12 protein-coding genes are annotated in these 12,731 nt (G+C 66.2%); 6 read left to right on the top strand and 6 right to left on the bottom strand.

Going from position 1 to position 12,731, the window contains the following annotated elements; translation table 11 throughout:
- Positions 1-249: 249 nt before the first annotated feature.
- Both FJV43_RS23630 and FJV43_RS23625 read left to right on the top strand, forming a co-directional pair.
- The gene (locus tag FJV43_RS23630) at positions 250-1,362 is read left to right on the top strand and encodes a ring-opening amidohydrolase (protein WP_239621512.1); all 1,113 of its coding nucleotides are present in this window, start codon (positions 250-252) and stop codon (positions 1,360-1,362) included.
- 130 nt (positions 1,363-1,492) lie between these two features.
- Positions 1,493-2,962 (top strand): amidase, encoded by a 1,470-nt coding sequence (locus tag FJV43_RS23625; RefSeq protein WP_239621511.1) that lies wholly within the window; start codon positions 1,493-1,495, stop codon positions 2,960-2,962.
- Positions 2,963-3,002: 40 nt separating this feature from the next.
- Here the strand turns inward: FJV43_RS23625 and FJV43_RS23620 are convergent, their stop codons facing one another.
- A complete protein-coding gene (locus FJV43_RS23620) occupies positions 3,003-3,323 on the bottom strand; it encodes a hypothetical protein (RefSeq protein ID WP_028179329.1) in 321 nt (106 codons plus the stop codon).
- Positions 3,324-3,457: 134 nt separating this feature from the next.
- Here FJV43_RS23620 and FJV43_RS23615 point away from each other — a divergent pair, with 134 nt between their 5' ends.
- Positions 3,458-4,366 (top strand): PaaI family thioesterase, encoded by a 909-nt coding sequence (locus FJV43_RS23615; RefSeq protein ID WP_239621510.1) that lies wholly within the window; start codon positions 3,458-3,460, stop codon positions 4,364-4,366.
- A gap of 67 nt (positions 4,367-4,433) precedes the next feature.
- Complete coding sequence (locus FJV43_RS23610; protein WP_239621509.1) at positions 4,434-4,799, top strand: hypothetical protein; 366 nt, start codon at positions 4,434-4,436, stop codon at positions 4,797-4,799.
- A 65-nt stretch (positions 4,800-4,864) separates the two neighbouring features.
- On the opposite strand, the gene poxB is transcribed toward FJV43_RS23610, so the two are convergent.
- The 3 genes from poxB to FJV43_RS23595 form a co-directional block, all read right to left on the bottom strand.
- A complete protein-coding gene (gene poxB, locus FJV43_RS23605; RefSeq protein WP_239621508.1) occupies positions 4,865-6,601 on the bottom strand; it encodes a ubiquinone-dependent pyruvate dehydrogenase in 1,737 nt (578 codons plus the stop codon).
- Positions 6,602-6,708: 107 nt separating this feature from the next.
- On the bottom strand, positions 6,709-7,341 hold the full coding sequence (locus tag FJV43_RS23600; protein WP_239621507.1) for a 2-dehydro-3-deoxy-6-phosphogalactonate aldolase: 633 nt from the start codon (positions 7,339-7,341) through the stop codon (positions 6,709-6,711).
- Position 7,342: 1 nt separating this feature from the next.
- Complete coding sequence (locus FJV43_RS23595) at positions 7,343-8,269, bottom strand: 2-dehydro-3-deoxygalactonokinase (protein ID WP_239621506.1); 927 nt, start codon at positions 8,267-8,269, stop codon at positions 7,343-7,345.
- Positions 8,270-8,486: 217 nt separating this feature from the next.
- On the opposite strand from FJV43_RS23595, the gene FJV43_RS23590 reads away from it, so the two are divergent.
- Both FJV43_RS23590 and FJV43_RS23585 read left to right on the top strand, forming a co-directional pair.
- The gene (locus FJV43_RS23590) at positions 8,487-9,584 is read left to right on the top strand and encodes an LLM class flavin-dependent oxidoreductase (RefSeq protein ID WP_028178458.1); all 1,098 of its coding nucleotides are present in this window, start codon (positions 8,487-8,489) and stop codon (positions 9,582-9,584) included.
- A gap of 57 nt (positions 9,585-9,641) precedes the next feature.
- Entirely contained in the window at positions 9,642-10,196 is a 555-nt protein-coding gene (locus tag FJV43_RS23585; RefSeq protein ID WP_239621505.1) for a flavin reductase family protein, read from the top strand.
- A gap of 31 nt (positions 10,197-10,227) precedes the next feature.
- Here FJV43_RS23585 and FJV43_RS23580 read toward each other — a convergent pair whose 3' ends face one another.
- Together FJV43_RS23580 and FJV43_RS23575 are read right to left on the bottom strand one after the other, a co-directional pair.
- Positions 10,228-11,652, bottom strand: a complete 1,425-nt coding sequence (locus tag FJV43_RS23580) for an FAD-binding protein (protein WP_239621504.1) — start codon at positions 11,650-11,652, stop codon at positions 10,228-10,230.
- A gap of 129 nt (positions 11,653-11,781) precedes the next feature.
- Positions 11,782-12,669 (bottom strand): LysR family transcriptional regulator, encoded by an 888-nt coding sequence (locus FJV43_RS23575; protein WP_239621503.1) that lies wholly within the window; start codon positions 12,667-12,669, stop codon positions 11,782-11,784.
- Positions 12,670-12,731 lie beyond the last annotated feature (62 nt).

Here is a 12,731-nt window from a genome sequence, read left to right as displayed (position 1 = left end):
GGCGAAAACCACTGGCCGCGGGACGCCGCTTATGGACCAACCGAGGTTGATTCATCAAGGTGGGGCGCGCAACCGTCGACAGAGGATTTTTTCGTCGGATCGATGCGATCTCGCCACATTCGTGGGGACGCGCGGCTTCCCTCTTGCGTCGCGGCAGACCAGGATAGCCGACCCGCCATCCTGCTTGACAGGAGCCGCCGTTCAGCGGCTGTTTGCGCCGCCGGGCCCCTGAACTCCACAAGGACAGTCATGCGTACAACATCGGTCGGCGTCTTCAGAATCGCCACCACGGGCCCCGGCGATGTCTCCGGTCTGATGGCCATGATCGGTTCGGGCACGATCGACCCGCGCGAGATCCTGGCGGTCCTCGGCAAGACCGAGGGCAATGGCGGCGTCAACGATTTCACGCGCGAATACGCCGTCAGCGCCCTGTGCGCGGCGCTGGCACCCCACCTCGACCTGCCGCCGCACGAGGTCGAGCAGCGCATCGCCTTCGTGATGTCCGGCGGCACCGAGGGCGTGCTCAGCCCGCACATCACGGTGTTCACGCGCCGAACCGTCGACGCCCCTCCGGCAGGCCCCTCCGGCAAGCGGCTGAGCATCGGCATGGCGCAGACGCGGGATTTCCTGCCCGAGGAGCTCGGCCGCTCGGCGCAGATCACGGAGACGGCGACCGCCGTGAAGGCCGCCATGGCGGATGCCGGCATCAGCGATCCCGCCGACATCCATTTCGTGCAGATCAAGTGCCCGCTGCTCACCAGCGATCGCGTCGAGGCGGCGGCGGCGCGCGGCTGCAAGACAGCGACGACCAGCGCCTACGCCTCGATGGCCTATTCGCGCGGCGCCTCCGCGCTGGGCGTCGCCGTCGCGCTCGGCGAGATTGCAGCCGATCTCCGCGATGAGGACGTGCTGCGGCGCTATGATCTGTTCTCGTCCGTGGCCTCCACCTCATCAGGCATCGAGCTGATGCACAACGTCGTCATCGTGCTCGGCAACTCGGCGGCATCAGCAAGCGAATTCGAGATCGGTCATGCCGTGATGAGCGACGCCATCGACGCCGCCGCGGTGACCGCGGCGCTGGAAAGCGTCGGACTCCGCATCGCGCCGCCGGCAACGAAGGGCCGCGAGCTCGTCAACATCTTCGCCAAGGCGGAGGCCTCTCCTGATGGCAGCGTGCGCGGCTTTCGCCACACCATGCTGGAAGACACCGACATCAGCTCGACACGCCACGCCCGCGCAGCGGTCGGCGGCCTGATCGCTGGCCTTGCCGGCACCGGGGCGGTCTACGTGTCCGGCGGCGCCGAGCACCAGGGTCCGCCGGGCGGCGGGCCGGTTGCAGCGATTGCACGACTGTCGGATTGATACGACCCGGCATCTTCCGGGGCTTGCGACCTGTCCGCCCCACGCAACCCTGCCCTTCGCGCCGGCTCGGTTGATTCGGACCGTTCCTTGCGAAAGGAAGATAGCCTCTATCCAAGAGGATTTTGACGTCATGACTTTGCCGATGAGCTGGAATGAATGGGCGCAGCACGACGGAGTCGCGCTGGCAGGGCGCGTCCGCAAGGGCGAGCTGACGGCGAAGGAATTGGCGCGGCAGGCCGCGGCGGGCGTTGCCAAGGTCGATCCGGCGCTGTCGGGCGTGGTCGAGCTGTTCGAGGACGTGATCGCCGACCCCGCCAAGGATGGCGCCAACCTCTCCGGCCCGTTCGCCGGCCTGCCCTTCCTGATGAAGGATCTTGGCCCGACCATGAAGGGCCGGCTCCAGGAGATGGGCTCGCTGTTGATGCGCGGCAATCGCGCCAGCGCCGACACGTTCCTGACCGGAAAATTCCGCCAGGCCGGCCTCAACCTGATCGGCCGCACCACGACGCCGGAGTTCGGCGTGTGCAGCTCGGCCGATAATCCCGCCGTCTACGTCACGCGCAATCCCTGGAATACCGACTACACCACCTGCGGCTCGTCCGCAGGCAGCGCCGCGATGGTCGCCGCGGGCGTGGTGCCGATCGCACACGCCACCGACGGCGGCGGCTCGATCCGCATTCCCGCCGGCGTCAACGGCAATATCGGGCTGAAGGTCTCGCGCGGCGTGTTCTCGCTCGCCCCGCACATGTCCGATCTCACCGGCCTCGTCTCGATCCAGGGCTGCCAGTCGCGCTCGGTGCGCGACACCGCCGCCTTCGTCGACCACGCAAGGGGACCCGCGCCCGGCGAGTTCATGCCGTTCTGGACCACGGCGCAGCCCTATTCCGAGATGATCAAGCGCGATCCCGGCAAGCTCCGCATTGCGCTCTCGCACACATGGGGCGATTACACCGCGACGCCGGAGATCGCCGCCGAGCTGGAGAAGGCCGGCCGCTTCCTCGAAGGGCTCGGCCATCATGTCGACTATGCGCTGCCGGAGATCGATTTCCGTGCCGCGTTCGCGGCGCAGACCACCTGCTACATCTCGAATTTCGCGGTAGTGATCTCCAATATGCTCGCTGCGCGCGGGCTGGAAAAGCCGCCGGAAGATCTGATCGAACCCATGAACATTCGCATCTGGGAAGCCGGCCGGCACACGAGCTTCGCCGAGCGGGCGAAGATGCAGGGCGTGTTCAACACGACCTCGCGCGGCTTCGGCGCCTTCTTCGAGCAGTGGGACGTGATCCTGACGCCGATCACGGCGCTGCCGACGCCGAAGGTCGGCACCAAGGAATACCTCACCATCTCCGACAATCCCGACGTGCTCGACTGGTTCGGCAATCTCTGGCGCAACTTCGCCTTCACGCCGCTCGCCAATCTCTGCGGCATGCCGGCGATTTCGATGCCGATGGCAACCCAGGACCACGGCCTGCCGCTCGGCATCCAGGCCATCGCCAAGCAGGCCAATGACGGCCTCTTGCTGCAACTCGCCGCCCAGATCGAGCGCGCGCTCGACGGCAAGTGGAACGGCGGCAGGAAGCCGAAGGTGCATGTGAGCTGACGGGTGCGCGATCGCACCGACATGCGATCGCGCTCCTGCCTCAGTTCTTTACTGTCGGAATTTCCTCCGGGCGCGGCTGCTGCTGGCCCTGCTGGTACATCGCCAGTGCCTTGTCGAGCGCTTCGCGCAGCGCCAGCGCCGCGGCCACGCTGCAACGCAGGTGCGCGGTCTGGACCACGTCGACCCTGACGGCGGCGCCGACCGGCATCAGGAGGTTTGCGGCGAGCTCGATCTGGATCGCGCCGTTGTGGTGACCGAAGCAGGATGCGCCGTCGAAATAGATGATCGGCGCCCGCTCCGAGCTCGAGGTGGAAATCGTGACGGGCCCCTGATTGGTGCCGGGTGTCTCGGGGTCGGTCATGGGCGCTCCTTGCGGGCATTGGACGAACGAAGCGCCCACCATCGTTGCTTTGGCACGCCCTGTCGAGGCCAAACCGCCCCCGGCAGGCGTCCCGGGGTTTTGCGCGGCGCGCGGCACTGGTTTAGAACATCGCCATGTCCACTGTACCTGTCACGCTCCCGTTCGAGGAACTCGCCGAAGCCATCAAGGGCCGCCGCTCCGATTACGGCCACATCAGCGGGCTCCAGCTCGACCGCTTCGCGCCCGCCGAGGCCTGGTCCAGCCTGCCCTACCGGCCCGTCTTCGTCGGCGACACCGAGACCGGCGTGCTGCACGGCGGCGTCGTCACGGCGATGCTGGACGAGAGCTGCGGCATGGCCGTGCAACTCGCGCTCGACGGCACGCGCGCGATCGCAACCCTGGACCTGCGCATCGACTACCAGAAGCCGGCGACGCCGGGCCTCGACATCAAGGCGCATTCGGTCTGCTACCGCACCACACGCTCGATCGCCTTTGTACGCTCCACCGCCTATCAGGAATCCGAGGACGATCCGGTCGCGACCGCGACGGCCTGCTTCATGATCGGCGCCAACCGCACCAACATGCTCGCCGACCGCAGGATGGATTCGCGCAGCATTCCGACGCTGGAGGCGCCGGAGGATCCAAGCGGTCCGTTCGCGAACAGCCCGTTCGCGCGCTGCCTCGGCATTCGCGTCAACGACGACGGCACGCTGACGATGCCGTTCTCGCCGAAGATCATCGGCAATCCGATCCTGCCCGCGATCCATGGCGGCATGACCGGTGCCTTCCTGGAGACCACCGCGATCGTCGGCGTGGCGCGCGAGCTCGGCGCTGCCGCGCCGCCCAAGCCGATCGGCCTCACCGTTAACTATCTGCGCTCCGGCCGTGCCCTCGACACGTTTGCCGACGTCTCGATCGTGAAGCAGGGCCGGCGCATCGTTGCCTTCGAGGCGCGGGCCTGGCAGGACGATGCCACCAAGCCGATCGCCACCGCTTTCGGTCACTTCATGCTGCGCCCGACGCCGGGAAGTGATGAGGAATAAGCGCATTTTGACTTGACGGCTGAAGTTCCGCCCACAACGATAGCGCGTCCCCGCGAGAGGTATTGGATTGCGGCATCCACTCGACATCGTCGCCATGTTCGCCGCGCTCTGGCTGCTGGCATCGATGGTGCTCGACGCGCTGACGCCGAAGGAGCTGACGGCGATCATGATCGCGGTCGCCATCGGTCCCGCCATCGTCATCACCGCCGTGCTCTATTACCTGCGCTGCCCGCGCACGGACTTTGCGGTCATATTCGCAGCGCTGTGGCTGATCTCGGACATTGCGATTGCCTTCGTCTCAGCGAAGGCGCTGCCGCATTTCCTGATCGCGCTCGGCTTTGTGCCGGCGCTGCTGGTCGGCATCGCGCTGCACTGGCAGCGCTTCCAGCGTCGCCATGAGCAGATGCCCGTGCCATCGGTGAAGCGGGGTTGAGGCCCGCGCAGTCCGTGGTTCACCTCGCCCGTTGGGAGAGGTGAACCGAACCGCCTCGGCCGAAATCAGCGCGGCAAGAGATTGGTCTTGGCGAGGTCCAGCACCTCGTCGCCGCGGCCGTTCATCACCGCGCGCAGGACCCAGAGGCTGAAACCCTTGACCTGCTCGGCCGTGATGGTCGGCGGCATCGACAGCTCTTGCTTGGCGGTGACGACGTCGAGCAACGCCGGCCCATTGTGCGCCAGCATCTCCTTCATCGCGCCCGGGAGCTCGCCGGGATCCTCGACGCGTTTCGCGAAGATACCCATCGCGCGCGCCATCGCGGCGAAATCGGGGTTCTCCAGATCGACACCGGTGTCGACGAAGCCCGCCGCCTTCATTTCCAGCGCGACGAAGCCCAGCACGCCGTTGTTGAACACGACGACCTTCACCGGCAGCTTCATCTGCGTCAGCGTGATGAGGTCGCCCATCAGCATGGTGAAGCCGCCGTCGCCGGAGAGCGAGATGACCTGGCGGCCGCGCTGCGCGGCCTGCGCGCCGATCGCCTGCGGCATCGCATTGGCCATCGAGCCGTGCACGAAGGAGCCGATCAGCCGGCGGCGGCCGTTCATGTCGAGATAGCGCGCGGCCCACACGGTCGGCGTGCCGACATCGGCGGTGAATACGGCATCCTCGGACGCATGGTCGCTGATGACCTTGGCGAGATATTGCGGATGGATCGGCTTGCTTCCCGGCGTGCCCCTGGCGAGCGAATCGAGCCCTTCGCGAGCCTTCTTGTAGTGCGCGACAGCATCGTCGAGATGCTTGCGCTGCGTCTTGGTCTCGAGCAGCGGCAGCAGGGCCTCGATGGTGAGCTTGACGTCGCCGACGAGGCCGAGATCGATCTTGCAACGCCGGCCGAGATTTTCCGGGCGGATGTCGATCTGCGCGATCTGGCAATTGGTCGGGAAGAACTGCTTGTAGGGAAAATCGGTGCCGAGCATCACCAGCGCGTCGCAGGCGTGCATGGCGGCATAGCCCGAGGAGAAGCCGATGAATCCGGTCATGCCGACGTCGTAAGGGTTGTCGTACTCGACATGCTCCTTGCCGCCGAGCGCATGCACGATCGGGCTCTTCAGAGCTTCCGCCAGCTGCATCAGCGGCGCATGCGCGCCGGCGCAGCCTCGGCCGCAGAACAGGGTGATGCGCTCGGCGGCGTTCAGGAGGTCCGCCAGCGCCTTCAGCTCATCGGCCTGCGGCACGACCTTCGGCGCCGACAAGGCAAGGCCGCGCGCCGTCGACAGCTCACGCTTCGGAGGACTACGGAAGGCGACGTCGCCGGGCATGGCAACGACGGCAACGCCGCGCAGGCCGACGGCGGCGCGAATCGCGTTCTCCAGCACGTAGGGAAGCTGGCTCGAATCCGAGACAAGCTCGCAATAATGACTGCATTCGCGGAACAGGTTCTGCGGATGGGTCTCCTGGAAGTAGCCGCCGCCGATCTCGGCGGTGGGGATCTGCGCCGCAATCGCCAGCACCGGAACGCGGCTGCGGTGAGCATCGAACAACCCGTTGATCAGATGCAGGTTGCCCGGGCCGCAGGAGCCGGCGCAGACTGCGAGGCTCCCGGTCATCTCCGCTTCGCCGGCCGCTGCAAACGCTGCAACCTCCTCGTGCCGGACGTGGATCCACTCGATGGTGCCGCGACGGCGCAGCGCTTCGGTCAGCGCATTCAGACTGTCGCCGACGATGCCGTAGATGCGCTTGACGCCCGCTTGCTCGAGCGTTGCCACGAAAAGATCGGCTACGTTGTTGATCGCCATGTCGGTCTCCTGCTTCAGCCAGTCGCATCTGTACGATGCGCAAACATCGGTTGCGACACCGCAATCGACAATAAGCTATGACACGATCATAGCTTGTCTGTTCCGGCTCAACTTTTCGCAATCGCCCGATCGTAGGCCGCGATTGTCACCCTCGCGCGAGCTGCGACATCCGCCGCCGTCATGCCGGGCTTGTAGAGGCTGGAGCCGAGCCCGAACGCCGTCACGCCGCCCTTGATGTACTCCGCAAAGTTCTGGTCCGAGACGCCGCCGACGGCGGCGATCATCACGCCGGCCGGCAGCACGGCCCTGATCGCGGCGATGCCGGAGGCGCCGAGCACGCTCGCCGGGAAGAATTTCAGGCTCGACGCACCCGCGCGCGCGGCAAGCAGCGCCTCGGTCGGCGAAAACACGCCGGGCATCGTCACCATGCCGTGCTGATGCGCGCGCGCGAGCACCTCGGCATCGACATTGGGCGAGACCATGAGCTTGCCGCCGACTTCGTCGAGACGATCGACATCTGCCGCGGTCAGCACCGTGCCGGCGCCGATCAGCACGCCGGCCGGCGCCTGCTTCACCGCCATCGCGATGGAGCGGAACGGATCGGGCGAGTTCAAGGGAATCTCGATCGCGGTCATGCCGGCTTCGATCAGCACGCCGACAATGGCCTCGGTCTCCTCGGGCTTGACGCCGCGCAGGATCGCGACCAGCGGCCGCTTCATCGGCGGAAAGGCAACGCTCATCTCAAGAATCCTTCTGTTTCGTCCAGATCGCGGCAGCCGCCATCGACAAACCGCGGCGGACGGCTTGATCCGCATCGACCGGCCTTGCGGTCACCGACAGCGCCTCGAAAGCCAGCCGGTACAACACCGCGAGCCGTCCCGAAGCAATCAGCACGACACCCGCTTGCGGCACGGTGCCGGAGAGCCCTGCCGCCAGTTCGACACCGATCAACGTGCCCGATAGCGTCTCGCGCGCCGCGGCCGGCGTGCCGCCGAAGAGAAGCTGCCGCGATCGCGCGCCGAACAGGAGATTGGCCGCGAAGGCCGGCGCCTCGTACGCGGCCTTCACTGCCGCCCTGAAGCTTGCGACATCCTCGGCGTCGTCTGCGCCGGCGACCGCGAGCGACAGGATCGTCTCGCGCGAGACAGCACTGAACAGCTCGCCGGTCATGAAGGTCGAGAAATGCGCGACCGTGCCGTCCTTCACGCGAACCCATTTCGAATGCGTGCCGGGCATGCAGACCAGCGTCTCTCCCGCAGCATCGAGGCCGAGTGCGCCGAGCAGTTGCGTCTCCTCGCCACGCATGACGTCCGGCGCCTTCGGGTCGCGCTGCGCGATGCCCGGCAGGATCCGGATATCGCGCGCCTCGCCTGGCACACGCACGGCCTGCTTCAGAACGGCAGAGAGCGGAGCCGGCGTGTCGACATAGCCGGCCTCGACCCAGCCGGTGCGGGCACCGGCCATGCCGCAAACGAGCACCGGCAGATGATCCGGTGCCTCGACCGCCGCGAGATGCGATCGCAGCACCGCCGGGAACCCGGCCTTCGCCGCGGCCAGCATGCCCTCGCCGCTGCGGCGCTCGGCCAGCACCTGGCCGGCGCCATCGATCAGCCAGAGCCGGAAGCTGCTGGTGCCCCAGTCCACCGCGACATAAGCGGGTTCGGTCATGTCAGGTCTCGTCCTCGTCTCGCGGCTGAGACGCCGTCTCGCGACAAATGAGACGATGTCTTGCAGGCTCCCGTCGAGATACCGGCTATTGCGCGGGCAAACCAGCGCTTTCTCTTCGATTTGGGGCTCCGCCGCGCTGGCACACCGCTTGCTGAAGGCTGGTCGTTCAACGCCGTCAACGCGCGACAAGACGCGTCAACATCAGATGAGGAAACCCATGGAGATCGGCTATTTCACGATGCCTTCGCATCCGCCGGAGTGCGGGTTGAAGGAAGGACACGATTGGGATCTGCAGGTCCTGCGCTGGCTCGACGAGCTCGGCTATCAGGAAGCCTGGATCGGCGAGCATCACACCGCGCCCTGGGAACCCAATCCCACGCCGGACCTGCTGATCGCGCAGGCGCTGATGCAGACCAAAAAACTTCGCATCGGACCGGGCGGCTTCCTGCTGCCCTATCACCACCCGGCCGAGCTCGCCAACCGCGTCGCCATGCTGGACCATCTCTCCGAGGGCCGGCTCAATTTCGGCGTCGCGGCTTCGGGACTCCCGAGCGACTGGGCGATGTTCAACGTCGACGGCATGAGCGGGCAGAACCGCGACATGACCCGCGAGGCGCTGGAGATCATCCTGAAGATGTGGAGCGATCCCGCGCCCTGGACCTACAAAGGCAAGTTCTGGACGGTCTCCAAGCCGGACACGATGTTCGATTTCCTCAAGCCGCACATCAAGCCGCTGCAGGCGCCGCATCCGCCGATCGGCGTCGCTGGCCTGTCGAAGAACTCGGACACGCTGAAGCTCGCCGGCGAGCGCGGCTTCATCCCGATGAGCCTCAACCTCAACCCAGCCTATGTCGGCAGCCACTGGGACTCGGTCGAGATCGGGGCCGCCAAGACCGGGCGCAAGCCGAACCGGCAGGACTGGCGGCTGGTGCGCGAGGTGTTCGTTGCCGACACCGATGAAGAGGCCTGGAAGCTCTCGACCGGCGACATGATGGGCCGGATGATGGGTGAGTACTTCCTGCCGCTGCTCGGCCATTTCGGCTTCAAGGACTATCTGAAGCACGCGCCCGACGTGCCCGACAGCGATGTCACGGTCGAGTATTGTGCCAAGCGGAACTGGATCGTCGGTTCGCCCGCGACGGTCGCCGAGAAGATCGAGAAGATCTACGACGAGGTCGGCGGCTTCGGCGTGCTCTGCGTGTTCGGCTTCGACTACAAGCACAAGCCGGAAGCCTGGCACCACTCGCTCTCGTTGCTCAAGAACGAGGTGATGCCGCGTCTTGCGCATCTCGGCTCGGCGAAGAAGGCGGCTTGACCGCCTGCGGGTGCGGCGCGATCGTGCCGCACCCGCATTCATTTCGGAGATTTCTGCGTGACGGTCGATGCCAAGGACTTCAAGCAGGCGATGCGCCAATGCGCCGGTGCCGTCGCTTTGGTGACGGTGGGCGCCGAGCACGGCAAGCGCACGGGCCTGACAGTGACCTCGGCCTGCTCGCTGTCGGACACGCCGCCCTCGCTGATCGTCTGCGTCAACCGCAACGCCAGCGCCCACGGGCGCATCCGCGAGGAAGGCGCGTTTGCGATCAACTTCCTGCACGAGGATCATGCGCTCCTCGCGCTCACCTTCAGCGGCCAGAAGGGCGTCAACGGCGACGACCGTTTCGCCTTCGGGCAGTGGAGGCGTGGGGTAACCGGCGCGCCGGTGCTGACGGACGCGGTCGCCGCGTTCGACTGCGTGCTGGCGCAGGAGTTCGAGACCAGCACGCATTCGATCTTCGTGGGCGAGGTGCGTGACGTCTCGCATTCGGCCATGGCGACGCCGCTCGTGTACTTGCGCAGCAACTTCCATACGCCGCGGGAGATGCGCGAGGGCGTGACGATCGGCGACCTCGACGCGCGGCATCTGAGCTGGACGGATTTCTCCTGACGATGCCGTGGCCGATGCCGGATCAGGCGATCTAGAACAGCTCATAGCCCGGAGTGAGATGGCTGCCGGGGTCATGCCTCCCCTTGGCTTCGCGCAAGAGCGACCATCGCACACCGAAATGATCCGCCCAATCGCTGGACGACATCGGCAACGCGCTCACTGGATACAACACCCCACCTGCGCTGCGAATGCGCTCATAGAGCTCGCGGTTTCGCATGACCAGCCGCTCCGCATTCACTCTGTCCGCCGACGCCGGGATACGGATGAGATTGAACGGAAACACAACGCGTTCGTCAGGAAGCCGAAGCAGGGGCGTGCGGCATCCGTCGGTGAACATCGGATAGTAGGTGATGCGCCCGAACGGGCCCAGATCATCGCTGTTCAGCTCGGCAATGACATCGCTCGCGATCTTCACTGCGTTGCTGCCCGGCAGATAGGTCAGGAGCCAGGGATGCGGATTGAGCCATTGGCCATTCGCCCGCAGGATCTTCTCGAGCTTGGCGAATGCGTTCGCGTCCTCGCCGAAAGTCAGATCGGAGACGGTCTCGCGCTTGTCCGCCAGGCCCGCGAGCAAGGCCCCGTCGTCAGGAGGCATCTTGCCGTCGTAGAAGACACCCGCCTCCAGTTGATAGCGCCAGCCACCGGTGCCGTCGGGCACGACAGCCCCCTGCAACTGATCGAAGCGCGCCTCTTCCAGAACGCGCCGCTGATCTGCCGTGAGCGAGGCAAGATCGGGATAGGACAGCTGAAATCGGCGAACCCGCCCGGGTGCGCGCATCAAGCGGAGCGTCGCTCTCACGATGATCGCGCATTGCGCAAGGCCGGCTCGAACCGCATCGAAGAGCTCGGAATGCGAGGTGGGCGAACAGGTGAGTTCCACGCCTTCGCCGGTGACGACGTCGAGTTCCAGGACCTGATCGGTCTGGAGACCGTGCCGGGATGAGGATCCCCCGATGCCCCCGACGGCAAGCGTGCCGCCGACGGACAATTCGAGGTAGTTGGTCAAGACCAGCGGAACGAGCCCTTTGGCCAAAGTCGCGTCCACCACCTTGTGCCAGGTCGCACCGGCATCGACCACGACACGATCCGGCTCGACCCGATGGATCGTGGCCAGCATGCCAAGATCCATCACGATGCCGTCTTCGGCCATGGCCCGGCCGTAGGTTGCGTGACCCTGCCCACGCGCCGCAACCTTCAGCCCCTGGTCTTTTGCCCAGCGCATGATGTCAGCGACCTCGCCGCTTGTCGCAGGCTTGCAGACGGCCCGAGGCCGTCTATCCACGATGTGGCCGAAATCCTGCGCAGCTGCCGCGCGAGATTCTGCGTCGTTCGCGAGCAAGGGCTCGGGCGATTGCGAATCGTGCGCGCCGGACGACTGTCCGGCAAAAGTAGCGGAGGCCAGCGTCGCGGTGACGCCGACGCCCGCATGGAGGAGTGTCCGTCGATTGGGAGTCATGGCGCAGTCCTTCTCGCGGGGCGAAAGTGCCCTTGCGCTTCAAGCTGCGATGGCCCCTGCGCCGGGACAACGGGCGGGGCACGAGATAGACATTCCCGCCAGCCGGTAGAATGAGTTCCCGGACGTCGCTCAAAGCCGCTCGAGCTTCAGCCTCTCCGCCAGGAGATCGACGAAGAGATGCGTCTTGGCCGGCGGTATCGCGCTGGGTGGAAACACTGCACGCACGGGCGTTCGCGGTGCCTCGAAATCCTCGAGCACGATCTCGAGAGTCTCCTGGTCGACGAGATCGCGGATCTGCCAGAACGGACCATATCCGACGCCGATGCCATGACGAGCGGCAGCATGCGCCGCCGTCGTGCTGTCGGTGCGAAAGCGGCCATTCACCTGCACGGTGGTCAAGCGGCCGTCGATCCGAAACCGCCATGCATCGGCTTCGCCCTGGGCCGTCCTGCGCAGGATGCATTGATGATCGGCGAGATCACTGGGCTGACGCGGGCGGCCGTGGCGCTTGAAATAATCGGGCGCGCCGTAGACAACCGTGCGCAACTCTCCCAGCCGCCGAGTCTTGAGCGAGGAGTCCGGCAATTCCCTGATCCGGACGGCGAGATCGAAGCCGTCACCGACGACGTCGACGGGCCGGTCGGACATGTTGACGTCGGCCTCGATCTGCGGAAAGCGCGCCATGAACTCGGCAATGGCCGGCACGACATGGGTGGCCCCGAACAGGATTGGCGCAGCGACCCTGAGCAGTCCGGAGGGCTCGACGCGCCGGTTTGCCGCCTCGAGGCGCGCTTCACTGATTTCGGCAAAGGCTGGCTTGACGCGACAATAGAACGCAAGCCCCGCCTCCGTCGCCACCGACTGCCGCGTGGTCCGCCGCACCAGCTCGACCCCGACGTTACGTTCCAGCGCAGACAGCGCCCGGTTGACCGACTGGAGCGAGCGCCCCAACCGCCGCGCAGCCGCGGTCTGGCTGCCGGCTTCGACGACAGCCAGAAAGACTTCGATCTCCTCCATCGAGCCTCCTCCTCTCTCGCAATTTGCGGCAATGCCCGTTCGCGGCGGCCCATCCGGCGCAG

It is taken from the genome of Bradyrhizobium sp. I71, from assembly GCF_022354745.1.
In the GTDB taxonomy this organism is placed as follows: domain Bacteria; phylum Pseudomonadota; class Alphaproteobacteria; order Rhizobiales; family Xanthobacteraceae; genus Bradyrhizobium; species Bradyrhizobium liaoningense.
Note: the sequence above shows the minus strand (reverse complement) of the source record. Positions and strands in the feature narration are given on the sequence as shown.

Coding starts and splice junctions, on each gene's coding strand:
- FJV43_RS23590 (WP_028178458.1), top strand. CDS start 8,487: ATGGAGATCGGCTATTTCACGATGCCTTCGCATCCGCCGGAGTGCGGG.
- FJV43_RS23615 (WP_239621510.1), top strand. CDS start 3,458: ATGTCCACTGTACCTGTCACGCTCCCGTTCGAGGAACTCGCCGAAGCC.
- poxB (WP_239621508.1), bottom strand. CDS start 6,601: ATGGCGATCAACAACGTAGCCGATCTTTTCGTGGCAACGCTCGAGCAA.
- FJV43_RS23580 (WP_239621504.1), bottom strand. CDS start 11,652: ATGACTCCCAATCGACGGACACTCCTCCATGCGGGCGTCGGCGTCACC.
- FJV43_RS23575 (WP_239621503.1), bottom strand. CDS start 12,669: ATGGAGGAGATCGAAGTCTTTCTGGCTGTCGTCGAAGCCGGCAGCCAG.
- FJV43_RS23625 (WP_239621511.1), top strand. CDS start 1,493: ATGACTTTGCCGATGAGCTGGAATGAATGGGCGCAGCACGACGGAGTC.
- FJV43_RS23600 (WP_239621507.1), bottom strand. CDS start 7,341: ATGAGCGTTGCCTTTCCGCCGATGAAGCGGCCGCTGGTCGCGATCCTG.
- FJV43_RS23620 (WP_028179329.1), bottom strand. CDS start 3,323: ATGACCGACCCCGAGACACCCGGCACCAATCAGGGGCCCGTCACGATT.
- FJV43_RS23630 (WP_239621512.1), top strand. CDS start 250: ATGCGTACAACATCGGTCGGCGTCTTCAGAATCGCCACCACGGGCCCC.
- FJV43_RS23595 (WP_239621506.1), bottom strand. CDS start 8,269: ATGACCGAACCCGCTTATGTCGCGGTGGACTGGGGCACCAGCAGCTTC.